This window comes from Mesorhizobium sp. ANAO-SY3R2 (assembly GCF_042466635.1).
In the GTDB taxonomy this organism is placed as follows: domain Bacteria; phylum Pseudomonadota; class Alphaproteobacteria; order Rhizobiales; family Rhizobiaceae; genus Aminobacter.
In genome coordinates this window covers 1,327,616-1,351,003 of the sequence record NZ_CP159955.1, presented here as the reverse complement: position 1 = coordinate 1,351,003, position 23,388 = coordinate 1,327,616, and the positions used below count along the sequence as shown (strand labels likewise).

The window sequence follows — 23,388 nt, the reverse complement described above, 5'->3', positions numbered from 1 at the left end:
AGCTAGAACTCGATTCCCTTCTGCGCTTTCACCCCTGATGCAAAGTGGTGCTTGGTCGCGCCCATCTCGGTGACGAGGTCTGCAGCCTCGACCAGCGCCGGCTTGGCATTGCGGCCGGTTACCACGACATGCAGCCCCTCGCGGCGCCCCTTGAGCGCTGCGACCACGGCGTCAAGATCGAGATAGTCGTAGCGCAACGCGATGTTGAGCTCGTCGAGCACCACAAGCGCGATCGTCGGATCGGCCATAAGCTCCTGCGCCTTGGCCCAGGCGGCCTCGGCGGCGGCGATGTCGCGCTTGACGTCCTGTGTTTCCCAGGTGAAGCCCTCGCCCATCGTGTGCCAGACGACGCGGTCGCCAAAGGCGGCGAAAGCATCCTGCTCGCCCGAATGCCACGCGCCCTTGATGAACTGGACGACGCCGACACGGTGGCCATAGCCGAGCATGCGCAATGCGAGCCCGAAGGCGGCCGTCGACTTACCCTTGCCGGGGCCGGTATTGACGATCAGCAGGCCCTTTTCGACGATGGTTTTTCCCGCCACTTCGGCGTCCTGCACCGCCTTGCGCTTGGCCATCTTGGCACGGTGGCGCTCGGCTTCGCTGTCGTTGATTTCCTTCATCTCACTTCACCTTCATCGGCAGGCCGGCGACCATGAACAGCACCTCGTCGGCAGCAGCCGCAACGCGCTGGTTGAGCCGCCCGGCGGCATCGCGGAAGCGGCGGGCCAGTGCATTGTCAGGCACGATGCCGAGCCCGACCTCGTTGGCGACGACGAACCATGGTCCGCGCGGCCGCGACAGGACATCGACGAGACGTGCACTTTCGGCTTCCACGTCATGTTCGGCAAGCATGTGATTGGTAAGCCACAGCGTCAGGCAGTCGATCAGCACCGGTTCGCCATCGGCGACGCTGTCGAGCGCGGCGACGAGATCAAGCGGCGCATCTAGTGTCCGCCAACCATCGCCACGCCGCGACTGGTGGATAGAGATGCGCTCGCGCATCTCCTCGTCATAGGCCTGAGCCGTGGCGATGTAGGTCCACGGCGCAGGAAATTGCGTGATCCGCTGCTCGGCATGCGCGCTCTTACCGGAGCGCGCGCCACCGAGCAGGAAGGTCAGCTTCTCAGGCAAGACGGCCATGCAACGCTTCAGGCTGCGCCCCCATAAAGCGGCTGCGCACCATGCCAGCGACAGCGCCAAGCACCACCCAGAACACCAGATTGGTGATCGTCACCGCAACGACGAAGCTGTGGTGCAGGTCGGCTGGCACAGGCGAATCGTGGCTCTCGGGCTGCGGTGCGCCCAAGATATGGGGAGCAACGATCAGCGCGACGCCAAGAATGGCCAGCGGCAGCGACTGCTTGAAGGCGATCAGCGCCAATCCGGCCGCAGTGGCTACCACCGTCATCGTCCACCAGATCTGGCGGGCACCGAGATCAGCCGCCGGCATCGCCGGCAGTTCGGGTGGCAAGCCCAGGCCCGGTGCCAGGGTAAAGACGGCAAAGCCGGCAAAGCCCCAGAACACGCCCTGGCGCCAGTTGGCGATGCCGCCGGCAAACTCCGAAGCAGCAACCAGGATCAGCGCAAAAGCCACGCCACTGATGATGTTGGCGAGAGCCGAATAGGCAAAACGCTCGAAGCCATCGGCAGGTCCCCAAGCTTCTTGCTCTTCGACTGGTGCGGCCGTTGCTGCCGCAGCCGGGGCAGTCGCCTCGGCTGTAGCCACTGGCGCGGCACCATGGTCATGGCCGCCGCCGGCATTTTCATAGGTTTCGGCCTTGAGGATCAGCGGAACGGTTGCATAGGTCTGCAGCGCGGCAAGGATCACGCCGGCCAATAGGCCGCTGATCGCCGCGATGAACACGACGTTACGAAAGACAGACATGGCGAAAACCCTACGTCAGTGGCAGGGGAAAGCCATCGAGTGGCGATAGTCGTGGGCAGCATTGTGCACCACTTCCATGTGCGAGAAGCCGAGGAAGCCGACGACGAAAAGGCCAAGCAGAGCAGCCAGGGAAAGCTGCATGGCGCGCGACTGCGAGGAAACGCCGGCACCGATTGCGGAAGAAACAGTGTTCATATCAATGTCCTTTCGCCCTCCACCCGAGGGCATAGAGAGTACTACTTGTCGCCGGCAGGTCTCCTGGCTTGCGGATCGACACCCTTCCCCGCCTTCCCGAAGCACGCTTCAGTGGCATTTGGGGAGAGCTAGCCGCACACAGTTGCGGGGGCAGCCGCGGCTTCGGGCAAAAAACACCCTCACCGCATTCCCTCTTGATTCCAAATGGAACCGACGACGGTCGCGACTATAGAAACAAAAGGCTCATGCGGCAAACCAAATTCCGACGCCGCAGCGCCAGAATGCGTCAAGTCCGCGCTGCCATTCGTTCTGCGACCAAATGCTGAAGCCGCCACAGATGCCGGTCGTGGATGCCGCATTCTTCGAGATTCGTTCGTCAGCGACTGGCGCGGCCAATCATGTCCCTGAACCCTGTGCATGACGGCAGCACTTCCCTCTTCTGCCCCGCTTCAACCATGATAGTGCTGCATGGGCGGCGCAACACCCGAAAAGACGAGCCATGGCCACGACGATGCATTCGACATCAGAGGACGTTCAAGTTTCCCCGCGGCGCGTGGCAGTCATCGACATCGCCCGCGGCATAGCCCTCGTCGCCATGGCGATCTATCATTTCACTTGGGACCTCGAATTCTTCGGCTATGCCGATCCGGGCATGACCGCCTATGGCAACTGGAGACTGTTTGCGCGCTGCATCGCTTCGAGCTTTCTGTTCCTGGTTGGAGTCAGCCTGGTGCTCGCGCACGCCAAGGGCATCCGTTGGCCGGGCTTCTGGCGCCGGCTGGCCATGGTGGTGGCTGCCGCGCTGGCAATCACCGCTGCAACCTGGGTCGCCACGCCAGACAGTTTCATCTTTTTCGGTATCTTGCACCAGATCGCTCTCGCCAGCGTGCTCGGCCTCGCCTTCCTGCGCCTGCCGCCGCTGCTGACGCTGGCCGTTGCCGCCCTGGTCATCGCCGCGCCGAACTATTTGCGTGCGGACTTGTTCAACCATCCGGCTCTATTGTGGATCGGCCTGTCCACGTTCAACCCGCGCTCCAATGACTTCGTGCCGCTGTTTCCATGGTTCGGCGCCGTACTTGCCGGCATTGGTGCTGCGGGACTGGCCTCGAGGGCCGACCTTTTTGGCAAGCTGGCGCAGTTGCAACCGGGCCGCTGGTCACGGCCGGTCGGCTTCTTCGGCCGCCACAGCCTCGCCTTCTACCTGATCCACCAGCCGGTGCTGATCTCGCTGGTCTGGGCCTATGCGCAAATCTTCCCCGCCACAATCGAAACCCGCGAAACAGGTTTCCTCCGATCGTGCCAGGTCTCCTGCGAACAGAGCCGCGACACCGATTTCTGCTCGCGCTACTGTGTCTGCATGCTCGACGACTTGCAGAAGGATAATTCGCTCGATCGCATCTATGCTGGTGACAAGAGCACGGACCTGAGGGCGCATATCGGCGACACCGCCCAGATGTGCACCGCACGGACCGACGGCGAAATGCCAATGGGAGGAGCGCAATGACCAATTTCCACGTCGCGCCCAACAGGGTGCCATGGCCGCCGATCATCTATCTGGCGGCGATCGCGGTGGCTGTCGTGCTGGGACTGATCTACCCGCTGCCATGGATCACGGAGCCGATTTCGGACCTGCTTTTCGCCGCCGGCTGGTTGGCGGTGGCGGGCGTGGTGGCCATCGAAGTGTCGGCGATGCGCGCACTCAAGCGCGGCAAAACGACCATACGCCCCGACAGGGCCTCCGACCATCTCGTCACATCAGGCGCATTCTCGTTTACGCGCAATCCGATCTATTTCGGCAACACGCTGCTGATGATCGCCATCGGGCTGATTGCCGGCAGCGTATGGTTCATCATCATGGCGCTGGTCGCCGCCTTCGCCACGCAGAAGCTCGCCATCGAACGCGAGGAAAAGCACCTGCAGGCCCGCTTCGGCAAGAAATACCTCGACTATGCGAGAAAGGTGCGTCGCTGGATCTGAGCACTCAGGTCGTGACGCCGAGCTCGACTAGCCGCTCGACGCAGGATTCTTCTGCCTGGTCCAGTTCGGCAAGTGTCTCTTCCAGATCGCGCCGCTTCTGGCGCAGATTTTCGCGCTTTTCCTCGATGCGCTTGATCATCAGCTTGAGTTGCCCCACCTCGCCGGGCGGCTCCTTGTACATCTGGATGATCTCGCGGATCTCGTTGATCGAGAAACCGAGCCGCTTGCCACGCATGATCTGACGTATGAGATGCCTGTCCGACGGCCGGAACAGCCGGGTGCGGCCGCGGCGGACCGGCTGAATCAGCCCCTCGTCCTCGTAGAAGCGCAGCGTCCGCGTCGAAATATCGAATTCGCGGGTCAGCTCGGTAATCGAATAATATTCCCGCATTGTTGCTCCACCCGACGGGCGATGCGCCGCCGCTTCCAAATACCGCCGAGGCATGAGCCGAGACGGCAACGCCATACGGCAGGCAATGCCGCGCAGCCAACGATATCCTCACGATTCCGTGTAAAGTCTCGCACGCGACTTACGTAAAAGTCAATTGACACTGCCGAACGCACCGGCTCGGAAATCGGAAACGATTCCCACACGAAACAACGTGCAGTTTCAATGGCATAAAGCGTCCGTTCTGACGCTGCGCCCTATCCGGCAGCCGCACCGAGATGCAGCCACCAGGTAGCCAGACCGAGAAAGGCCAGAAAGCCGATGACGTCGGTAATCATGGTCGTGAAGATCGACGAGGAAATCGCCGGATCGGCGCCGAATTTATCAAGCAATAGCGGAATGAGAATGCCGCCGAGCGCGGCAGCCAGCATGTTGAGGACCATCGCCGCGGCTATGACGAAGCCGAGATCGGGGTTGTGGAACCACAGGCCAGCGACCAGCCCGAGGATCGAGGCAATGATCGTACCATTGAGCAGCCCGACCATCACCTCGCGGCGGATGACGCGGCCGGCATTGTAGATGTCGAGATCGCGGGTGGCGAGTGCGCGCACCGTCACCGTCATGGTCTGGGTGCCGGCATTGCCGCCGAGCGAGGCGACGATCGGCATCAGCGCCGCAAGCGCCACCATTTCCTCAATGGTCGCGCCGAACTGGCTGATGACCGAGGCCGAGATGAAGGCGGTGGCGAGGTTGACGAGCAGCCACGGCACGCGGGAACGAGAGGTGGCGGCGACCGTGTCTGACAGCTCTTCGTCGCCGACGCCGCCCATGCGCAGAAGGTCTTCCTCGGCTTCCTGCTGGATGACGTCGACGACGTCGTCGATGGTCAGAACGCCGACCAGCCGCTCGTTCTCATCGACGACGGCAGCCGAGAGAAGGTCGTACTGCTCGAATTCGCGCGCCGCCTCCTCCTGGTCCATGGTGGCCGGGATGGCATGACGGGTCTCGTGCATCACCTCGTCGATCTTGACTGCGCGCTTGGTGCGCAGGATCTGATCGAGATCGACCGCGCCAAGCAGCTTGAAGGTCGGATCGATGACGAAGACCTGGCTGAAGCGGTCGGGCAGGTCCTTGTCGTCCCGCAAATAATCGATCGTCTGGCCAATGGTCCAGAACGGCGGCACCGCGACGAACTCGGTCTGCATGCGCCGGCCGGCCGATTCCTCAGGATAGTCGAGCGAGCGGCGCAGCCTGATGCGTTCGGTGAACGGCAGTTGCGCCAGGATCTCGTTCTGGTCCTCGGCGTCGAGATCTTCCAGAATGTAGACCGCGTCGTCGGAATCGAGTTCCTGGACGGCCTGCGCGATCTGCTCATTGGGCAGGTTGTCGACGATATCGAGACGGATCGCCTCGTCGACCTCTGTCAGCGCCGAGAAGTCGAAGTCCGACCCCATCAGTTCGACCAGGGCCAGGCGCTGCTCCGGCAGCAGCGCAACCAGCAGATCGCCGAGCTCCGACTGGTGCAGGCCCGAGACGTCGCGCTTCAGTGTCAGCGTGTCGCGGTCGGCGATCGCTGCGCCAATATGGGCAAGAAAAGACGCAAGGATGACCCCGTCGTCGCCGTAGATTTCGGCGCCGGTGGCGGTGGCGGCGTCAGCGCCGTGGATGTGGTCGTGCTGGGCTTCCATCGGCGCGTCCCGCTTGCGGCGTTCGGGATTCGAGATGGGTTACCCCTAGCCCGCAAAGCGCCGAAATATCAAATGAAATGCGCCCGCCCTCGGGCCCGCGACACAGGCATTCTCCGCATGTTTCAATCAGGCCACATGCTCGCTGGCACAATTGCTATGGTCGGCAAGAACTTCGATGATGCGGCAGTCGCAGATGCGGCCATGGCCGCATTCGTCGATCATGCGCGCCAGCTCTTCGCGCAGGGCCTGGAGCCGTTCGATGCGGCGGTCGACCTCGCGCAGATGTGCCTTGGCGATGCTGTCGGCCTGATGGCAAGACGCCTGCGGCTCCTGCGACATGGCCAGCAATTCGCGGATGTGATCGACCTCGAAGCCGAGTTCACGGGCATGGCGGATGAAGTTCAGCCGGTCGATCTCCGCCTTGCCGTAGCGGCGCTGGTTGCCCTCCGTGCGCGGTGGCGCTGCCAGAAGCCCTATCTGTTCGTAGAAGCGAATCGTCGGCACCTTCACGCCTGTCCGCCGCGCCAGTTCGCCGATCGGAATATTCATCGCAAGCCCCCTTGATCCTCTAGTGGCTAGAGATTCTAGCATTGCATCAAAGTGGATGAAAGGACCTGACATGAACGATGCCAGCACAGGCAAGACGCGCTTTCGCGTCGGTGGCATGGACTGCGCCTCCTGCGCGACCAAGATCGAGAACGCGGTAAGCCGCCTGCCCGGCATCACCGATGTCGGCATTTCGGTTTCTGCCGGCACGATGACGGTTTCTCATGAGGGCGCGGTCCCCTCGGGCGAGATATCGCGGCAAGTGAAGGCGCTGGGTTATTCAGTCGCCATGCTTGGCACGGCCCGCCAGCAGGATCGCCACGGCGACAAGCACGAACACGGGCCGTCCCGCAGCCATGATCACGCCGACCACGCTCATGGACATTCCGCCGGACATAGCCACGGTAGCGATGACGCGCGCGCAACAAACGCTGGGCACGACCATTTCGACCTCGATGACGGCCCCTGGTGGCAGTCGCGCAAGGCCAGGCTGACGATTGCTTGTGGCGTCGCGCTCGTGGCGGCTTATGCCATCGGGCTGTTGCTGCCGCAGATCGGGCACTGGGCGTTCCTGGCGGCGCTGGCGGTCGGGCTGGTGCCGGTAGCGCGCCGCGCCTTTGCCGCCGCCCTGACCGGCACGCCCTTTACGATCGAGACGCTGATGACCATTGCGGCAGTCGGTGCGGTCTTCATCGGCGCCACCGAGGAAGCGGCTATGGTCGTGCTGCTGTTCCTCATCGGCGAACTGCTGGAAGGCGTGGCTGCGCGCCGCGCCCGCGCCAGCATTCGCGACCTCGCCGACCTGGTGCCCAAGACGGCCCTGGTCGAAGAAGCTGGCGCGACACGCGAAGTGCCCGCTGATTCGCTCCGCATCGGCTCGCTCATCCTCGTCCGCCCGGGCGACAGAATAGCCGCTGACGGCGTCATCATCGAAGGCTCGAGCGCGCTCGACGAAGCGCCGGTGACCGGCGAGAGCGCGCCCAAGACCAAGGGCGTCGGCGATGCCGTCTTTGCCGGCACGATCAACACCGATGCCGTGCTCAAGATTCGCGTCACCGCCGCGGCTGCCGACAATACCATCGCCCGCGTCATCAAGCTGGTCGAGGAGGCCCAGGAGAGCAAGGCGCCAACCGAGCGCTTCATCGACCGCTTTTCGACATACTACACGCCGCTGGTTCTCCTCGTCGGCGCACTGGTGGCAACTGTCCCGCCCCTGCTCGGCCTGGGCCAATGGTCGGACTGGATCTACAAGGGCCTCGCCATCCTGTTGATCGGCTGCCCTTGCGCGCTGGTCATCTCGACGCCCGCTGCCATTGCCGCCGGCCTTTCCGCCGGCGCCCGCCGAGGCCTGTTGCTCAAGGGCGGTGCGGTGCTTGAGGGCATGCGCCGGGTTACCACCGTCGCCCTCGACAAGACGGGTACGCTGACCGAGGGCAAGCCTGTGGTTACCGACGTGATCGGCGTCGGCCGTCCAGAGGCCAAGGTACTGTCGCTGGCAGCAGCATTGGAGACAGGCTCCAATCACCCGTTGGCGCTCGCCATTCTCGCTCGCGCCAAGGCTGACGGCGTCCCCGTGCCGCCGGCGAGTGCCGCGAAGGCGGTCGCCGGCAAGGGCGTCACCGGCAAGGTCGGCGGCGAGGACGTCTTCCTCGCCTCGCCTGGCGCGGCCGGAGAGATGGCCACTCTGTCCGCCGAACTGAAGGACCAGATCGCTGCCTTCAATGCGGACGGCAAGACCGTCTCCGTACTGGTGGCAGGCAAGGAAGTCGCCGGCATCATCGCCATGCGCGACGAGCCGCGTCCCGACGCGGTTGCCGCGCTCGCAGAACTCAAGGCTCAGGGCATCGGCACCGTGATGCTGACCGGCGACAACGAAGCAACCGCGCGCGCCATCGGCAAGGGCCTCGGCATTTCGGTGCGGGCCGGCCTGATGCCCGACGACAAGCAGCGAATCGTCCGCGAACTGCAGCAGCTGGGTCAGGTCGTCGCCAAGGTCGGCGACGGCATAAACGACGCCCCTGCCCTTGCCGCGGCAGATTTCGGCATCGCCATGGGCGGCGGCACCGATGTCGCTCTGGAAACCGCCGACGCAGCGATCCTGCACGGCCGCGTCACCGACATTCCAGCCATGATCGCCCTGTCCAAGTCGGTGATGGGCAACATCGCCCAGAACATCACCATGGCACTCGGGCTCAAGGCGGTTTTCCTGGTGACAACGATTGCCGGCATTACCGGCCTGTGGCCGGCGATTCTCGCCGACACCGGCGCCACCGTGCTGGTGACCGCGAATGCCATGCGGCTGCTCGCCTGGCGCGGCCGCTGACCGACGCCAGCGCTTTCGAGAGGCCACCAACTCAAAGTCTTGCCGCGCCGCGTGTCCGACGGGATGCGCGGCGTTCTTTCATCTGCGCCCCACATGTCGGGCACATTGCCGCCAAGCGCCGAAACGCGCCGGCCCGACGACAAGAACAGTTGCGCAGGCCCACTTCAGCAAGTCTGCGTAATCCTCTGAAAAATCTTTGGAATTTGGCAGGCGTGTCGCTGAGGCCAAACAATGTCCCACCCCGGGTGGAACGCCTTACGCAGATGACTGGTGCTCATCTGAAACGACTGGTGCGGTCGAGAAGACTCGAACTTCCACGGGTTGCCCCACAGCGACCTCAACGCTGCGCGTCTACCAATTCCGCCACGACCGCACGCCGTGTAAGGGCCGGTCCGAACCGGCTCGCGGCATGTAGCAAATCGTTTTCAGGGAAACAAGCGCCCTGAACGATATTCTCCAATCATTCTTGCATACCGCAACGGAAGCTTGGCGGAAGGAGCCCAATAATCGACCCTAAAAGGCCGTCGCACTGGACCTTTCGGCCCCAAGCCGCCATATCAAACCGAAGAACGGACCAGAAAAATGACCGAACGCAGCCAGATCGCCACGTCTTTTCTTCCCATTCCGGGCTCAGCCCCTGTCGAATGGCGAATCGAATCGGGCCTTACCCCTTACGATCAGGCGCTTGCCTTCATGGAATCACGGGCTGACGAGATTCGCCGAGGCACAGCCGGCGAGATGGTCTGGCTGGTCGAGCACCCGCCGATCTACACTGCCGGCACCAGCGCCCGGCTGGAAGATCTGGTCGACCCCGACCGCTTCCCGGTGTTCAACACCGGCCGTGGCGGCGAATACACCTATCATGGCCCCGGTCAGCGCGTTGCCTATGCCATGCTCGACCTCAAGCGTCGGCGTGAGGACGTCCGCGCCTTCGTCGCAGCGCTCGAGGCGTGGATCATCAAGGCACTGGGCACCTTCAACGTGAAGGGTGAGCGGCGCGAGGATCGCGTCGGCGTCTGGGTGGTGCGGCCCGACCGCCCGCACCTGCCCGACGGCACGCCGGCGGAAGACAAGATCGCAGCCATCGGCATCCGCCTGCGCCGCTGGGTCAGCTTCCACGGCATCGCCATCAATGTCGAACCGGAGCTCGGCCATTTCTCCGGCATCGTGCCGTGCGGCGTCACGGAGCACGGCGTGACGAGCCTGGTCGATCTCGGCCTGCCGGTGACCATGGCCGACCTCGACGTGGCGCTGAAAGCTGCCTTCGAGGAAATTTTTGGACCGGCCAGCGCGACCACGCTACCACTCCACAAGACCACTTAGGTTCCCGCACCTCGGCAGCTTGCCGCGCCGAGGCCAGAAATGGACTGAGCGCTCCGGCAGTGCTGCCTGCAGCGCTCGCAGGACCTATTGGAGCGCTATGCGCCCATATGGACGCACGAGAGACGCCCCAACTCTGTCGAGCATCGTGCCGTCCGAGAACCGATTCCGGATTTCGCCTCGCAGAAGTTCGATTCGTGCCGATGCGCTAGATGCCGGCCACCCTTTGTGTCGCAAGCTTCGCTCGCGACACGCTTCATTCATCAACTGAAATAGCTTTTCTGAAATCGGTCTTCGCAGGCGAGACCAGGACGGGCACCCATATCAGAGCGCGCCAATCCACATAGCCATCGTGACAAGAAAGGCGCTCATGCACACCATCGAGACGACATCCTGGATCAGATCGGTCATAACTCGCTCCCGTTTTCAATATGTTCTCAATTTGTTCTAATTTTGTTCAAATGTCAACGAGGCCCATTGCACTCCTGCCAAAGGCGGAGGCCACAAGCGAATCGACGGTAAACGAAGGATTTATGCGGACATGCAGCTGCGGCCGCCCGTTAAGAATGGCGGCATGAGCTAAGGCAATATCCTGTCTGGGAACAACGGCGGCCGGAGGACGGCCGCGCACGCCGTATAGGCCCAGGGACGGCGCGACAGGCTGCTAGCGCAGCGTGACGACCTTGCCCTCGGAGAGCGTGACGCGACGGTCCATTCGTGCAGCGAGCTCGTGGTTATGCGTGGCAATCAACGCCGCAAGTCCCGACTGGCGGACGAGTGCCGAGAGGGCGTCGAAAACGTAGCCCGCCGTCACCGGATCGAGATTGCCGGTCGGCTCGTCAGCCAACAGCACCAGCGGCGCGTTGGCAACGGCACGCGCGATGGCCACGCGCTGCTGCTCGCCGCCGGAAAGTTCGGACGGACGGTGCTGGGCACGTTTGCCGATCTTCATGTAGTCGAGCAGCTGGGCAGCGCGTTCGCTCGCCTCCGATGGCTTCAACCCCTTCACCAATTGCGGCATCATCACGTTCTCCAATGCCGTGAACTCGGGCAGGAGGTGATGGAACTGGTAGACGAAACCGACGTCGTTGCGGCGGATCGCCGTGCGCTCGTCGTCGGAGAGGCGGCCACAAGCGCGCCCGTTGAGGATGACGTCGCCGGCATCAGGCCGCTCAAGCAGGCCTGCCGTGTGCAGCAGCGTCGACTTGCCGGACCCTGACGGCGCCACCAGCGCCACCATCTCGCCTGCCTTCAGCGAAAAATTGGCGTCGTTGAGGATCGTCAGCTTGCGCGATCCCTGTTCGTAATGGCGCTCGACGCCCTTGAGTTCGATGACAGCAGCAACCATCACTCGTACCTCAAGGCTTCGACCGGATCGAGCTTGGCTGCGCGCCATGCCGGAAACAGGGTCGCCAGGAACGACAGCACCAGCGCCATCGCCACCACTGAAATCGTTTCGCCGATGTCCATCTTGGCCGGCAACTGGCTGAGGAAATAGAGCTCGGGATTGAACAGAACCGTACCCGACAGCCAGGAGAAGAACTGCCGGATGCGCTCGACATTGAGGCAGATGACGACGCCGAGCAGCACGCCCGCGATCGTGCCGGTCATGCCGATCGCCGCACCGGTCATCAGGAATATGCGCATCACCGCACCGCGCGTCGCTCCCATGGTGCGCAGGATCGCGATGTCGCGGCCCTTGTCCTTCACCAGCATGATGAGGCCCGAGATGATGTTGAGCGCCGCCACCAGCACGATCAGCGTCAGGATCATGAACATGACGTTGCGCTCGACCTGCAGTGCCGAGAAGAAGGTCTCGTTGCGCTGGCGCCAGTCGGTCAGGAAGATCGGCCGCTGCGCCGCCTCCTCTACCTTGGGCTTCAGCGCGTCGATCTTGTCGGGGTTGTCGACATAGATCTCGATCGACCCGACCTTGCCTTCGGAATTGAAATAGAGCTGAGCTTCATTGAGCGGCATGAAGACGATCGATGAATCGTATTCGGACATGCCGACTTCGAAGATGCCGGTAATCTCATAGGCTTTCGCCCGCGGCGTCGTGCCCATCGGGGTAACGTCGCCATCAGGAGAAATCAGCCTGATCGAGTCGCCCAGCACCAGCCCCATGTTCTCGGCCATGCGCCGGCCGATGACCACGCCCTCCCCATCGTCGAAGCCGACGAGGGAACCCTGCTTGATGTTGTTGGCGACCAGCGTCACCTTCGCTAGGTCCGCGCCCCTGATGCCACGCACCAGCGCCCCGGAACCTGCCCCGACATTGCCCTGGGCCAGTACCTGGCCTTCGACCAGCGGGATGGCATATTTCACGCCGGCTACACCGTTGATGCGGTCGGCGACGGCGGCATAGTCCTCGAGCGGCGTGTCGATCGCCGTCACGATCAAGTGGCCGTTGACGCCGAGAATACGCGTCAACAGTTCGGCGCGAAAACCGTTCATCACCGCCATCACCACGATCAGCGTGGCAACGCCCAGCATGATGCCGAGGAAGGAGATCGAGGCAATGACGGAGATGACCGTCTCCTTGCGCTTCGACCGCAGGTAGCGCCACGCCACCATACGTTCGAAGACGGAGAACGGCCCAGCGCCTGCCGGTTTCGCCGCCGCTTTTTGGTTCATGCCTTGGCGCCCAGCTTGGCGAGCGCCTGCGCCACCGGCATCGTCTCGCGTTCGCCGCTCTTGCGGTTCTTGATCTCGACTTCGCCAGCAGCAGCGCCGCGCGGGCCGACGATCACCTGCCACGGCAGGCCGATCAGATCGGCGGTGGCGAACTTGCCGCCGGCGCGCTGGTCGGTGTCATCGTAGAGCACGTCCTTGCCCGCCGCCTCGAAGGCCGCGTAGAGCTCGCCGCAGATACGATCGCAATCGGCGTCGCCGACCTTCATGTTGATCAGGCCGACATCGAAGGGCGCAATCGACTCCGGCCAGATGATGCCGTTCTCGTCATGGCTCGCCTCGATGATGGCGGCGATCAGGCGGCTCGGGCCGATGCCGTAGGAGCCCATCGACACATAGTGTTCCTTGCCGTCAGGGCCGGTCACCTTGGCATTCATCGGCTTTGAATATTTCTCGCCGAAGTGGAAGATATGACCGACCTCGATGCCGCGCGCCGAAACCTGGTCGGCTTCAGGCACCGCAGCCCAGGCGGCATCGTCATGCATCTCTTCGGTTGCCGCGTATGGAGTCGTCCATTCCTTGACGATGCCGGCGATTTCGCCGTCATTGCCGAAATCCGTGTCGGCGCCCGGCACCGGCAGGGACAGGAAATCGCGGTGGCAGAACACCTGGCTTTCGCCGGTTTCGGCCAGGATGATGAACTCGTGGCTGAGGTCGCCGCCGATCGGGCCGGTATCGGCACGCATCGGGATCGCCTGCAGGCCCATCCGCGTGAAGGTGCGTAGATAGGATACGAACATGCGGTTGTAGGCGGCCTTGGCGCCCTCGTAGTCGAGGTCGAAGGAATAGGCGTCCTTCATCAGGAATTCGCGGCTGCGCATGACGCCGAAGCGCGGGCGCATCTCGTCGCGGAACTTCCACTGGATGTGGTAGAGGTTCAGCGGCAGATCCTTGTACGACTTGACGTAGGAGCGGAATATTTCCGTGACCATCTCTTCGTTGGTCGGACCGAACAGCATATCGCGCTCATTGCGGTCCTTGATGCGCAGCATCTCCTTGCCATAGTCGTCGTAGCGGCCGCTTTCGCGCCACAGCTCAGCCGACTGGATGGTCGGCATCAGGATTTCGAGCGCACCTGCCCGGTCCTGTTCCTCGCGCACGATGCGGCAGACCTTGTCGAGCACGCGCTTGCCCAGCGGCAGCCACGAAAAGCTGCCCTGCCCTTGCTGCCTGATCAGGCCGGCGCGGAGCATCAGCCGGTGTGAAACGATCTCCGCCTCGCGGGGATTTTCTTTCAGAATGGGCAGGAAATAGCGCGACAGACGCATCGAGTGTTCCATGAAAACGATGAAGCCGGAATCGGCGAACTAGAAAGGCTTGCTTGAACGCGCTTCATAGCCATTTCATGGCCGAATGGAAACCCGCGCGCATAGGTTACAGCGTCGCGCGTCGCTCAGGACGCACAAAGGACGCTGCAACACTTTGAATCCATGAAGGGTGCATCAGCCCCTCTGAAAGCCCTTCCTGATTTTCCGAGCCTTACAGTAGCCTAGCGCCAGAATGCCCTGCCTGGTTGATGCGCATGAGCTGCCAATCAATTGTGCATTGCAGCACACGAATGCCCGCTTGGAAGCAAAATTCCGCGTGACATTTCATTTCGGCTTAGTCTAATGTGCTCTGATAACCGAGAGGGCGGAGCAAAAATCCGTTCTCCTACGCGGTCAAAGTCTTGGGAGGATGCGATCTAGGCGCGATTACTCGCTGCCGCCGGTTACCGGAAAGCAGATCGGACGCGTTTAAATTGCAAGGCCTCGCGCCTTGCATTTTTTTTGGGCAAACAACAGCTGACTTTCGCTACCCGAAGGCGCTTTCAACACCGTTCAACTGGCACGGGGAAGGAAGTTCGGTATATCGTCGAAAGTAAATCCGAGCCCCCTGGTAACGCCATAGAACACGGCCATCACCAGCGCAGTGATCAGCGTCGTCCACAGCATCGCCCGCAGCATATGCGGCCCGCGCGGCGCACTCGCCTCGGTCCCCAGCGTCACGTTACCGTCATCGTCTTGCGTCTTCAGGCCAAACGGCAGGATGGCGAACAGCGTCAGCCACCAAAAGACGAAATACATCGCGGCGAAAGAAATCCAGTTCATGCCTGCTCCAATTCGACCAGCGTACCCTGGAAGTCCTTGGGGTGGAGAAACAATACCGGTTTGCCATGCGCGCCGATCTTGGGATTGCCGTCACCGAGCACCCGAGCGCCCGATGCCTTGAGGTGGTCGCGGGCGGCCAGGATGTCGTCAACCTCGTAGCAGACGTGGTGCATGCCCCCCGAAGCGTTCTTCGCGAGGAAGGCCGCGATCGGCGAGCCCTCGCCCAGCGGTTCGAGCAACTCGATCTTGGTGTTGCCGACGTCGATGAACACAACAGTCACGCCATGTTCGGGCAGTGCCTGCGGCTCGGTCACCTTGGCGCCGAGCGTATCGCGATAAACAGCGCTCGCCGCCGCGAGATCCGGCACGGCGATGGCAACGTGATTGAGGCGTCCGAGCATTGTTTCAAATCCTAGCGAATAGCGAATAGTGAGCAGGAAACAGGAAGAGACGACCTGACAAACAGTCCATTCGCTATTCGCTACTCCCTATTCGCTCACCTGGTGACGAAAACGGTCACCAGAGGTTTCTTGCCCCAGGCTTCGTTGGCCGCTCCGCGCACCGCGCGCCGAACCGCCTCCTGCACCAGGTCGAGGTCTTTTCGGCGCGCACGGGGTATCGAGTCTACAGCGCCTATTGCCGCATCGAGCATCAATTCCTCGAGCGCCTCGCCGCTGGCATCAGCCTCGGCCACGCCAATCGCCACCAGATCCGGGTCGCCTGAGAGTTCGTATTTGTCGTCAAGCACAACGTTAACGGCGACGTGGCCGGCAAAGGACAGCTTGCGCCGGTCGCGGATGCCCATCTCCTCGTCGCTGCCGATGAGCTTGCCATCCTTGAACACGCGGCCGAACGGCACCTGATCGATGATCTCAGCAGCACCGGGCCACAGCCTGAGCATGTCGCCGTCGCGGATCTGGGCCACTTCGGGAATGCCACACATCGCCATCAGCGAGCCCTGTCCGACTAGATGGGCTGCCTCGCCATGCACCGGCACGCCGATGCGCGGACGAACCCATTCGTACATGCGCTTGAGTTCGCTGCGGCGCGGGTGGCCGGAGACATGGACCAGCGCATCGCCGTCTTCGATGATCTTCATGCCCTGGTCGATGAGCAGGTTCTTGATCTCGAGGATCGCCTTCTCGTTGCCGGGGATCGTGCGCGAGGAAAACACCACCGTATCGCCGGGCGACAGCGCCACTTGTTTCATCTCGTCGCGCGCCAACTTGGCCAACGCTGCGCGCGGCTCGCCCTGGCTGCCGGTGCAGATGACGACGAGATTTTCACGCGGGATGTAGCCGTAGTCCTCTTCCGAGACGAATTCAGGCAGACCGTCCATGTAGCCGAGTTCGGTCGATACATCGATAACGCGCTTGAGCGAACGGCCCATGACCAGCACCTGGCGGCCGGCATCGCGCGCGGCTTCCGCGATCGAGCGGATGCGACCGACATTGGAGGAGAAGGTGGTGACGGCAACGCGCCCCTTGGCTTCCTCGATAACCTGGCGCAGTCCCTTGCCGACCTGTTGCTCGGAAGGCGAGTCACCATCGCGCAGAGCGTTGGTGGAATCGCAGATCAGCGCCAGCACGCCCTCGTCGCCATAGGCACGGAAACGCTGCTCGTCGGTCTTCGGCCCGATCGCCGGCTCCGGGTCGATCTTCCAGTCGCCGGTATGAATGACCGTTCCGGCCGGCGTCGTGATCGCAAGCGACATCGGCTCGGGGATCGAATGGGTGACCGGGATCGCCTCGATCTCGAACGGCCCGATCGTGAACTTCTCGCCGCCGCGGTAGACCGTCACTGGAATCTTCGGCGCGCCCTGCTCCGACTGCCGCTTGGCCTCGAGCAGGCCGGCGGCAAAAGGCGTCATCCACACCGGAGCCTTGAGTTTGGGCCAGGTGTCGAGCAACGCGCCATAGTGGTCTTCATGGGCATGGGTGATGACGATGCCGCGCAGATTCTTCAGATCGTCTTCGATGAAGCGCGTGTCGGGCAGAACGAGGTCGACGCCGGGCAATGTCGCGTCGGGGAACGTCACACCGACGTCGATGATGATCCACTCGCGTGCATCCGCCGGACCAAAACCGTAGAGAGCGAAGTTCATACCGATCTCGCCGACGCCGCCAAGCGGCACGAATACGAGCTCAGCGCTTTGCGCTTTCGCCATACCAGAAATCCTTTCAGGCCACTCAGGCCGCGCCGGCCGAAGCGACCGCGCCGAAATGCACATCGCCAGCGGCGATCTTAACCGTTTCACCATTGGCGTCACGGATTACGAAACGGCAATCCTCGTCGATGGTCTCGAAGACACCGCGCACGACATTACCTTCCACCCGCACAGCCACTTCGCTGCCCAGGCCCGCAGCACGCGTCAACCACTTCTTGCGGATGTCCCCCAGGCCTCGTCCCCCCGCCCACAAGCGCTCATTCTCGCTCCAGGCATCTGACAACGCGAGAAACAGCGTCTCGGCGTCGACGCCAGCGCCGAGGCTGGCAAGCGAGGTTGCCGGATAAGGCAGATCATCAGGATGGGCGACGACATTGACGCCGATCCCGATGGAAATCGCCAGCCGCTCCTGCGACAGCAGCGTCGATTCGAGCAGGATGCCGGCAAGCTTTGCACCGGACGCCAGGACGTCGTTCGGCCACTTCAGTTCGAAGCGCTTGACGCCCTGTCCGCTGCCGCCGTCGACACCCACAGAAAAACGCGCGTTGGGGGCGACCGCATCGAGCGCATCGGCCAGGGCGAGCCCGGCGACAAAACCGAGCGTCGCCGCACGCTGCAGATCGCGCTCGAGCACCATCAGCAGGGTTGCGGCCAGATTGCCCTCGGGCGTCGCCCAGACGCGGCCGCGTCGGCCGCGACCGCTCTCCTGCTTCTTCGCGACCACCCAGAGCCTGCCGGGGTCGCCGGCGACGGCGCGTTCCAGCGCCAGCGCATTGGTCGATCCTACCGTATCATGGGCTTCCAGGCGGAAGCCGTGAGCGTTGGCAGTCGGTGCGAGTTGGAATCCCATACCGTCAGAAGAAGGTCTTGGCAGCAGCTTCCGCCATCTGCCCGATCGGGCCGCCAATCAGGACGTAGAACAGCACGAACGCGCCGGACAGGCCAAGCACCAGGCGCAACTCGCCCGCCATCGGCTGGAAGCCGCCGACCGGCTCGTCAAACCACATGATCTTGATGACGCGCAGGTAGTAGTAGGCGCCCACCACCGACGACAGGACACCGATCACCGCGAGTGCATAGAGATTGGCGTTGATGGCTGCGAGGAAGACGTACCACTTTCCCCAGAAGCCGGCGAGCGGCGGGATGCCTGCCAGCGAGAACATCAGGATGGTGAGGATGGTCGCCATCATCGGATTGGTGCTCGACAGGCCAGCCAGATCGCTGATCTGCTCGACATTGCCGTCCTTGCGGCGCATGGCCAGGATGAAGGCAAAGGTGCCTAACGTCATCACCAGATAGATCAGCATGTAGATGACCACGCCGCGCACGCCGGCTTCGCTGTTGGCGGCAAGGCCGACCAGCGCATAGCCCATGTGACCGATCGACGAATAGGCCATCAGGCGCTTGATGTTGCGCTGTCCGATCGCGGCGAACGAACCGAGCACCATCGAAGCGATGGAGATGAAGACGATAATCTGCTGCCAGTCCAGGCCTATCGGCTCGAACGCGCCCATGGTGACACGCACAATCAGCGCCATCGCCGCCATCTTGGGGGCAGCGGCAAAGAACGCCGTCACCGGCGTCGGTGCGCCTTCATAGACGTCGGGCGTCCACATGTGGAACGGCACGGCCGAAATCTTGAAGCACAGGCCGGCAAGCACGAAGACCAGACCAAACACCAGCCCAAGCTGCCGCTCGCCGCCGGAAAGGGCTGCTGCGATCGCCTCGAACGAGGTGTGGCCGGTGTAGCCGTAAACCAGGGTGATGCCGTAGAGCAGCATGCCCGAAGACAGCGAACCAAGGACGAAATACTTGAGGCCCGCTTCGGTCGAACGCACGTTCTCGCGGTTGATCGCCGCAATGACGTACAGCGCTAGCGACTGCAGTTCGAGCCCGAGATAGAGCGCAAGCATGTCGTTGGCCGAGATCATCAGCAGCATGCCAAGCGTCGCCAGCATGACCAGCACCGGGAATTCGAACTTGTCGAATTTCTCGGCCTTGGCGAAGCCGACCGACATGATCAGCGTGACCACCGAGCCGAGCAGCGTCAAAAGCTTCATGGCGCGGGCGAAGGGATCGGAGACGAAGGCCGAGCCGTAGGCCTGACCGTCATGGCCGAACACCAGCATCCAGCCGCCGGCTGCGATAAGCAGCGCAACCGCCAGGCCGGTCACGGTCGTATTGGCCCGCTCCCCAGAGAAAACGCCAACCATCAGCAGCGCAAGAGCACCGACGGCAATGATCAGCTCCGGAGTGGAGAGCGAGAGGCTCGAAAGGAGTTCGGGCGTCATGGTTCGCAAAACCCCTGTCAGTTCGCCGCCGCGGTCTGCGCGGCGTCGATCGATACGGTTAGGTTGTTGATCAGCGCCTGCACCGACGTCGACGTGACGTCGAAGATCGGCGACGGGTAGACGCCATAGAAGATGACCAGGATGATCAGCGGATAAAGCACGACCTTCTCGCGGCCCGACAGGTCGAACAGACCCTTGAGGCTTTCCTTGGTCAGCGCGCCGAAGACCACGCGGCGATAGAGCCAGAGCGCATAGCCAGCCGACAGGATCACGCCGGTGGCGGCGAAGAACGCCACCCAGGTGTTGACCTGGAAGATGCCGAACAGCGTCAGGAACTCACCGATGAAGCCGGAAGTGCCGGGCAGACCGACATTGGCCATGGTGAAGATCAGGAAGACGACGGCATATTTCGGCATGTTGTTGACCAGACCGCCATAGGCCGCGATCTCGCGAGTGTGCATGCGGTCGTAGACCACGCCGACGCAGAGGAACAGCGCGCCGGAGACGAGGCCGTGGCTCAGCATCTGGAAGATCGCGCCCTGCACGCCCGCCTCGTTCATCGCAAAGATGCCCATGGTGACGTAGCCCATGTGGGCAACCGAGGAATAGGCGATCAGCTTCTTCATGTCCTCCTGCATCAGCGCCACCAGCGAGGTGTAGATGATGGCGATGACCGAGAGCGTGAACACGAACGGCGCGAAGAAATCCGAGGCCAGCGGGAACATCGGCAGCGAGAAGCGCAGGAAGCCGTAACCGCCCATCTTCAGCAGGATGCCCGCAAGGATGACCGAACCCGCTGTCGGCGCCTCGACGTGTGCATCCGGCAACCAGGTATGAACAGGCCACATCGGCATCTTCACCGCAAACGAAGCGAAGAAGGCGAGCCATAGCCATGTCTGCATGTTGGCCGGGAAGTCATGCGCCAGCAGCGTCGGGATGTCGGTCGTGCCGGCCTGCCAGAACATCGCCATGATGGCGAGCAGCATCAGCACCGAACCGAGCAGCGTGTAGAGGAAGAACTTGAAGCTGGCATAGACGCGACGCTTGCCACCCCAGACGCCGATGATAATGAACATCGGGATCAGGCCGGCTTCGAAGAACACATAGAACAGCACGATGTCGAGCGCGCAGAATACGCCGATCATCAGCGTTTCCAGGATCAGGAACGCGATCATGTATTCCTTGACGCGCTTCTCCACCGACTCCCAGCTTGCGAGGATGCAAAGCGGCATCAGGAAGGTCGTCAGGATGACGAACAGCATGGAAATGCCGTCGACGCCCATGTGGTAGGAGATGCCGGAGTCGAGCCAAGCGGCCTTTTCCACGAACTGGAAGCCGACTTCCGTCTTGTCGAAATAGATCCAGATCAGCAGCGACACCGCGAAGGTGAACACGGTGGTCAGAAGCGCAACATTGCGGATGTTGCGGCGCGCAGCGTCACCATCGTCCCTGATCAGCAGGATCAGGAACGCGCCGACCAGAGGCAGGAAGGTGATGAGCGAAAGAATGGGAACGCCAGACATCAGAAGGTGCTCCCGAGCATCATCCAGGTAACGAGGGCAGCCACGCCAATCAGCATGGCGAAGGCATAGTGATAGAGGTAACCGGTCTGCAGCTTGACGACCCGGTTGGTCACGTCGACGACGCGCGCGGAAATCCCGTCGGCACCGAAGCCGTCGATCAACCAGCCGTCACCCTTCTTCCACAGGAAGCGGCCGAGCCACTTGGCCGGGCGCACGAAGAGGAAGTCGTACAGCTCGTCGAAATACCACTTGTTGAGCAGGAAGGCGTAGAGCCCGCGGTGGCGCTGAGCCAGGTTCCTCGGCATCTCCGGCGAGCGGATGTAGAACAGGTAGGCCATGCCGAAGCCGATGATCATGGCGGCGAACGGCGCGAGCTTCACCCACATCGGCACGTTGTGGAAGTCGTGCAGGATATGGTTGGTGTCGAGCGTGAACAGCGCGCCCTTCCAGAACTCGGCATAGCCCTCGCCGATGAACTGGTCGTGGAACATGACGCCAGCAAACAGCGCACCAACCGCAAGGATGAACAGCGGCACCAGCATCACCGGCGGCGATTCATGCACGTGATGCATGACGTCAGCGGTGGCGCGAGGCCTGCCGTGGAAGGTCATGAATATCAGGCGCCAGGAATAGAAGCTGGTGAAGCAGGCGGAGATGACCAGGGCGATGAAGGCGAAAGTCGCGACCGCATTGTGGCCAACGAACGCGCCTTCGATGATCGCATCCTTGGAGAAGAAACCGGCCGTGCCGATGATCGTCGCGGGGATACCGACGCCGGTCAGCGCCAGCGTACCGATGACCATCATCCAGTAGGTGGTCGGGATCAGGGTCCTGAGGCCACCCATCTTGCGCATGTCCTGCTCGTCGGAAACGGCATGGATCACCGAGCCGGATCCCAAGAACAGCAGCGCCTTGAAGAAGGCGTGCGTGAACAGGTGGAAGATCGCCGCCGAGTAGAAGCCCATGCCGAGCGCGACGAACATGTAGCCAAGCTGCGAGCAGGTCGAATAAGCGATGACGCGCTTGATGTCGTTCTGGACCAGGCCGACCGTCGCCGCGAAAAATGCGGTGAAGGCACCGATGAAGGTCACGACGGTCAGCGCCGAGTGCGACAGCTCGAAGACCGGCGACAGGCGCGCCAGCATGAACACGCCGGCGGTGACCATGGTGGCCGCGTGGATCAGCGCCGACACAGGCGTCGGGCCTTCCATGGCGTCCGGCAGCCAGGTGTGCAGCGGCACCTGCGCCGACTTGCCCATGGCACCCATGAACAGCAGCAGGCAAACAACTGTGACCGCGACATGCTTGTCGAGTGCGTAACCGAGGAAGGTCAGGACGGTGTCGCCGTGCTCTGCGCCCTCAGCCGGCAGATATCCTGCGGCATTGGCGAAAATCGTGCCCAGATTGACCGAGCCGAACAGCACGAAGATGCCGAAAATACCGAGAAGGAAGCCGAAGTCGCCGACGCGGTTGACGACGAAGGCCTTGATGGCGGCGGCATTGGCCGAAGGCTTCTTGTACCAGAAACCGATCAGCAGATAGGACGCGAGGCCCACGCCTTCCCAACCGAAGAACATCTGGACAAGGTTGTCCGACGTTACCAGCATCAGCATCGCGAAGGTGAACAGCGACAGGTAGGCAAAGAAGCGCGGCCGGTGCGGATCGTGATGCATGTAGCCGATCGAGTAGATGTGAACCAGCGCCGACACCGTGTTGACCACGACCAGCATGACCACCGTCAGCGTGTCGATGCGCAGGGCCCAGTCGGCCTGCAGGCCGGCAACGTCCAGGAAGCGCAGCACCGGCACGGTGAACGCCTCGACGCTGCCGAGGCCGACCGTGATGAAGGCCACCCACGACAGAACGGCGGACACCACCAGCAGGCCGGAGGTGACATATTCGGATGCTTTCGCCCCGATCGAACGGCCGAACAAGCCGGCGATCAGGAAGCCGAGAAGCGGAAGGAAGACGATAGCCTGATACATTTTTGTCCCGTCAGCCCTTCATCATGTTCACGTCTTCGACCGCGATGGAGCCGCGGTTGCGGAAGAATACGACCAGAATGGCAAGACCGATCGCCGCCTCGGCAGCGGCCACCGTAAGCACGAACAGCGCAAACACCTGCCCGACCAGGTCGCCGAGCTGGGCCGAGAACGCCACGAAATTGAGGTTGACCGAGAGCAGGATCAACTCGATCGACATGAGGATGACGATGACGTTCTTGCGGTTCAGGAAGATACCGAACACGCCGAGCGTGAACAGGATCGCCGAAAGCGTGAGATAATGCGCAATACCGACAACCAT

The 23,388-nt window shown here is 62.5% G+C and carries 22 protein-coding genes, 1 tRNA gene and 1 riboswitch; of the genes, 4 read left to right on the top strand and 19 right to left on the bottom strand.

Annotated elements, in window-relative coordinates; genetic code table 11:
* Window positions 1-2: 2 nt before the first annotated feature.
* Genes cobO through ABSY17_RS11260 form a run of 4 tightly spaced genes read right to left on the bottom strand, consistent with a single transcriptional unit; the run spans window position 3 to window position 2,080 of the window.
* Window positions 3-620 carry a cob(I)yrinic acid a,c-diamide adenosyltransferase gene (gene cobO / locus ABSY17_RS11275; RefSeq protein ID WP_378950294.1) on the bottom strand — a complete coding sequence of 206 codons (618 nt, stop codon included), beginning with the start codon at window positions 618-620 and terminating at the stop codon, window positions 3-5.
* A gap of 1 nt (window position 621) precedes the next feature.
* On the bottom strand, window positions 622-1,140 hold the full coding sequence (gene cobU, locus ABSY17_RS11270; protein WP_378950292.1) for a bifunctional adenosylcobinamide kinase/adenosylcobinamide-phosphate guanylyltransferase: 519 nt from the start codon (window positions 1,138-1,140) through the stop codon (window positions 622-624).
* A complete protein-coding gene (locus ABSY17_RS11265; protein WP_378950290.1) occupies window positions 1,124-1,885 on the bottom strand; it encodes a CbtA family protein in 762 nt (253 codons plus the stop codon). The genes cobU and ABSY17_RS11265 overlap by 17 nt, the downstream gene beginning before the upstream one ends.
* 15 nt (window positions 1,886-1,900) lie before the next feature.
* The gene (locus tag ABSY17_RS11260) at window positions 1,901-2,080 is read right to left on the bottom strand and encodes a CbtB-domain containing protein (protein WP_269929724.1); all 180 of its coding nucleotides are present in this window, start codon (window positions 2,078-2,080) and stop codon (window positions 1,901-1,903) included.
* Window positions 2,081-2,115: 35 nt separating this feature from the next.
* A riboswitch (cobalamin riboswitch) is annotated at window positions 2,116-2,310 on the bottom strand.
* 269 nt (window positions 2,311-2,579) lie between these two features.
* Here ABSY17_RS11260 and ABSY17_RS11255 point away from each other — a divergent pair.
* Both ABSY17_RS11255 and ABSY17_RS11250 read left to right on the top strand, forming a co-directional pair.
* A complete protein-coding gene (locus ABSY17_RS11255; protein WP_378950288.1) occupies window positions 2,580-3,584 on the top strand; it encodes a DUF1624 domain-containing protein in 1,005 nt (334 codons plus the stop codon).
* Window positions 3,581-4,057, top strand: coding sequence for a methyltransferase family protein (locus ABSY17_RS11250; protein ID WP_378950286.1), 477 nt, complete (start codon window positions 3,581-3,583; stop codon window positions 4,055-4,057). Before ABSY17_RS11255 ends, ABSY17_RS11250 begins: the two co-directional genes overlap by 4 nt.
* A 4-nt stretch (window positions 4,058-4,061) precedes the next feature.
* On the opposite strand, the gene ABSY17_RS11245 is transcribed toward ABSY17_RS11250, so the two are convergent.
* From ABSY17_RS11245 to ABSY17_RS11235, 3 genes are all read right to left on the bottom strand, one after another.
* Entirely contained in the window at window positions 4,062-4,448 is a 387-nt protein-coding gene (locus ABSY17_RS11245; protein WP_378950284.1) for a MerR family DNA-binding transcriptional regulator, read from the bottom strand.
* 254 nt (window positions 4,449-4,702) lie between these two features.
* Complete coding sequence (mgtE, locus tag ABSY17_RS11240; protein WP_378950282.1) at window positions 4,703-6,133, bottom strand: magnesium transporter; 1,431 nt, start codon at window positions 6,131-6,133, stop codon at window positions 4,703-4,705.
* Between the two features lie 126 nt (window positions 6,134-6,259).
* Window positions 6,260-6,682, bottom strand: coding sequence for a helix-turn-helix domain-containing protein (locus ABSY17_RS11235; RefSeq protein ID WP_378950280.1), 423 nt, complete (start codon window positions 6,680-6,682; stop codon window positions 6,260-6,262).
* A 70-nt stretch (window positions 6,683-6,752) separates the two neighbouring features.
* Here ABSY17_RS11235 and ABSY17_RS11230 point away from each other — a divergent pair, with 70 nt between their 5' ends.
* Window positions 6,753-9,002 (top strand): heavy metal translocating P-type ATPase, encoded by a 2,250-nt coding sequence (locus ABSY17_RS11230; protein ID WP_378950279.1) that lies wholly within the window; start codon window positions 6,753-6,755, stop codon window positions 9,000-9,002.
* A 288-nt stretch (window positions 9,003-9,290) separates the two neighbouring features.
* On the opposite strand, the gene ABSY17_RS11225 is transcribed toward ABSY17_RS11230, so the two are convergent.
* Window positions 9,291-9,375: transfer RNA gene (locus tag ABSY17_RS11225), tRNA-Leu, on the bottom strand.
* A 209-nt stretch (window positions 9,376-9,584) separates the two neighbouring features.
* Here ABSY17_RS11225 and lipB point away from each other — a divergent pair.
* Window positions 9,585-10,325 (top strand): lipoyl(octanoyl) transferase LipB, encoded by a 741-nt coding sequence (gene lipB, locus ABSY17_RS11220; RefSeq protein WP_378950277.1) that lies wholly within the window; start codon window positions 9,585-9,587, stop codon window positions 10,323-10,325.
* A 661-nt stretch (window positions 10,326-10,986) separates the two neighbouring features.
* On the opposite strand, the gene ABSY17_RS11215 is transcribed toward lipB, so the two are convergent.
* The 11 genes from ABSY17_RS11215 to nuoK all read right to left on the bottom strand — a co-directional run bounded on the left by ABSY17_RS11215 (window position 10,987) and on the right by nuoK (window position 23,388).
* Window positions 10,987-11,670: an ABC transporter ATP-binding protein gene (locus tag ABSY17_RS11215; RefSeq protein WP_378950275.1), complete on the bottom strand. Its 684-nt coding sequence runs from the start codon at window positions 11,668-11,670 to the stop codon at window positions 10,987-10,989.
* Window positions 11,670-12,956 (bottom strand): lipoprotein-releasing ABC transporter permease subunit, encoded by a 1,287-nt coding sequence (locus ABSY17_RS11210; RefSeq protein ID WP_378950273.1) that lies wholly within the window; start codon window positions 12,954-12,956, stop codon window positions 11,670-11,672. Before ABSY17_RS11210 ends, ABSY17_RS11215 begins: the two co-directional genes overlap by 1 nt.
* Window positions 12,953-14,281, bottom strand: a complete 1,329-nt coding sequence (gene proS, locus ABSY17_RS11205; RefSeq protein ID WP_378950271.1) for a proline--tRNA ligase — start codon at window positions 14,279-14,281, stop codon at window positions 12,953-12,955. The genes ABSY17_RS11210 and proS overlap by 4 nt, the downstream gene beginning before the upstream one ends.
* A 552-nt stretch (window positions 14,282-14,833) precedes the next feature.
* Window positions 14,834-15,103, bottom strand: coding sequence for a DUF1467 family protein (locus ABSY17_RS11200; RefSeq protein ID WP_378950269.1), 270 nt, complete (start codon window positions 15,101-15,103; stop codon window positions 14,834-14,836).
* Complete coding sequence (mce, locus tag ABSY17_RS11195) at window positions 15,100-15,504, bottom strand: methylmalonyl-CoA epimerase (protein ID WP_378950267.1); 405 nt, start codon at window positions 15,502-15,504, stop codon at window positions 15,100-15,102. The genes ABSY17_RS11200 and mce overlap by 4 nt, the downstream gene beginning before the upstream one ends.
* Window positions 15,505-15,599: 95 nt before the next feature.
* Window positions 15,600-17,270, bottom strand: coding sequence for a ribonuclease J (locus tag ABSY17_RS11190; RefSeq protein ID WP_378950265.1), 1,671 nt, complete (start codon window positions 17,268-17,270; stop codon window positions 15,600-15,602).
* A gap of 22 nt (window positions 17,271-17,292) precedes the next feature.
* Window positions 17,293-18,120, bottom strand: a complete 828-nt coding sequence (locus tag ABSY17_RS11185; RefSeq protein WP_378950263.1) for a biotin--[acetyl-CoA-carboxylase] ligase — start codon at window positions 18,118-18,120, stop codon at window positions 17,293-17,295.
* 4 nt (window positions 18,121-18,124) lie between these two features.
* Window positions 18,125-19,561 carry an NADH-quinone oxidoreductase subunit NuoN gene (gene nuoN, locus ABSY17_RS11180; protein ID WP_378950261.1) on the bottom strand — a complete coding sequence of 479 codons (1,437 nt, stop codon included), beginning with the start codon at window positions 19,559-19,561 and terminating at the stop codon, window positions 18,125-18,127.
* Between the two features lie 17 nt (window positions 19,562-19,578).
* A complete protein-coding gene (locus ABSY17_RS11175; protein WP_378950259.1) occupies window positions 19,579-21,084 on the bottom strand; it encodes an NADH-quinone oxidoreductase subunit M in 1,506 nt (501 codons plus the stop codon).
* On the bottom strand, window positions 21,084-23,069 hold the full coding sequence (gene nuoL, locus ABSY17_RS11170; RefSeq protein ID WP_378950257.1) for an NADH-quinone oxidoreductase subunit L: 1,986 nt from the start codon (window positions 23,067-23,069) through the stop codon (window positions 21,084-21,086). Before nuoL ends, ABSY17_RS11175 begins: the two co-directional genes overlap by 1 nt.
* 10 nt (window positions 23,070-23,079) lie before the next feature.
* The gene (gene nuoK, locus ABSY17_RS11165; protein ID WP_378950255.1) at window positions 23,080-23,388 is read right to left on the bottom strand and encodes an NADH-quinone oxidoreductase subunit NuoK; all 309 of its coding nucleotides are present in this window, start codon (window positions 23,386-23,388) and stop codon (window positions 23,080-23,082) included.

What these genes read in the sequence shown, in the direction of transcription:
- cobO (WP_378950294.1), bottom strand. Translation starts at nt 620, where the DNA reads ATGAAGGAAATCAACGACAGCGAAGCCGAGCGCCACCGTGCCAAGATG.
- cobU (WP_378950292.1), bottom strand. Translation starts at nt 1,140, where the DNA reads ATGGCCGTCTTGCCTGAGAAGCTGACCTTCCTGCTCGGTGGCGCGCGC.
- ABSY17_RS11265 (WP_378950290.1), bottom strand. Translation starts at nt 1,885, where the DNA reads ATGTCTGTCTTTCGTAACGTCGTGTTCATCGCGGCGATCAGCGGCCTA.
- ABSY17_RS11260 (WP_269929724.1), bottom strand. Translation starts at nt 2,080, where the DNA reads ATGAACACTGTTTCTTCCGCAATCGGTGCCGGCGTTTCCTCGCAGTCG.
- ABSY17_RS11255 (WP_378950288.1), top strand. Translation starts at nt 2,580, where the DNA reads ATGGCCACGACGATGCATTCGACATCAGAGGACGTTCAAGTTTCCCCG.
- ABSY17_RS11250 (WP_378950286.1), top strand. Translation starts at nt 3,581, where the DNA reads ATGACCAATTTCCACGTCGCGCCCAACAGGGTGCCATGGCCGCCGATC.
- ABSY17_RS11245 (WP_378950284.1), bottom strand. Translation starts at nt 4,448, where the DNA reads ATGCGGGAATATTATTCGATTACCGAGCTGACCCGCGAATTCGATATT.
- mgtE (WP_378950282.1), bottom strand. Translation starts at nt 6,133, where the DNA reads ATGGAAGCCCAGCACGACCACATCCACGGCGCTGACGCCGCCACCGCC.
- ABSY17_RS11235 (WP_378950280.1), bottom strand. Translation starts at nt 6,682, where the DNA reads ATGAATATTCCGATCGGCGAACTGGCGCGGCGGACAGGCGTGAAGGTG.
- ABSY17_RS11230 (WP_378950279.1), top strand. Translation starts at nt 6,753, where the DNA reads ATGAACGATGCCAGCACAGGCAAGACGCGCTTTCGCGTCGGTGGCATG.
- lipB (WP_378950277.1), top strand. Translation starts at nt 9,585, where the DNA reads ATGACCGAACGCAGCCAGATCGCCACGTCTTTTCTTCCCATTCCGGGC.
- ABSY17_RS11215 (WP_378950275.1), bottom strand. Translation starts at nt 11,670, where the DNA reads ATGGTTGCTGCTGTCATCGAACTCAAGGGCGTCGAGCGCCATTACGAA.
- ABSY17_RS11210 (WP_378950273.1), bottom strand. Translation starts at nt 12,956, where the DNA reads ATGAACCAAAAAGCGGCGGCGAAACCGGCAGGCGCTGGGCCGTTCTCC.
- proS (WP_378950271.1), bottom strand. Translation starts at nt 14,281, where the DNA reads ATGCGTCTGTCGCGCTATTTCCTGCCCATTCTGAAAGAAAATCCCCGC.
- ABSY17_RS11200 (WP_378950269.1), bottom strand. Translation starts at nt 15,103, where the DNA reads ATGAACTGGATTTCTTTCGCCGCGATGTATTTCGTCTTTTGGTGGCTG.
- mce (WP_378950267.1), bottom strand. Translation starts at nt 15,504, where the DNA reads ATGCTCGGACGCCTCAATCACGTTGCCATCGCCGTGCCGGATCTCGCG.
- ABSY17_RS11190 (WP_378950265.1), bottom strand. Translation starts at nt 17,270, where the DNA reads ATGGCGAAAGCGCAAAGCGCTGAGCTCGTATTCGTGCCGCTTGGCGGC.
- ABSY17_RS11185 (WP_378950263.1), bottom strand. Translation starts at nt 18,120, where the DNA reads ATGGGATTCCAACTCGCACCGACTGCCAACGCTCACGGCTTCCGCCTG.
- nuoN (WP_378950261.1), bottom strand. Translation starts at nt 19,561, where the DNA reads ATGACGCCCGAACTCCTTTCGAGCCTCTCGCTCTCCACTCCGGAGCTG.
- ABSY17_RS11175 (WP_378950259.1), bottom strand. Translation starts at nt 21,084, where the DNA reads ATGTCTGGCGTTCCCATTCTTTCGCTCATCACCTTCCTGCCTCTGGTC.
- nuoL (WP_378950257.1), bottom strand. Translation starts at nt 23,069, where the DNA reads ATGTATCAGGCTATCGTCTTCCTTCCGCTTCTCGGCTTCCTGATCGCC.
- nuoK (WP_378950255.1), bottom strand. Translation starts at nt 23,388, where the DNA reads ATGGTTGTCGGTATTGCGCATTATCTCACGCTTTCGGCGATCCTGTTC.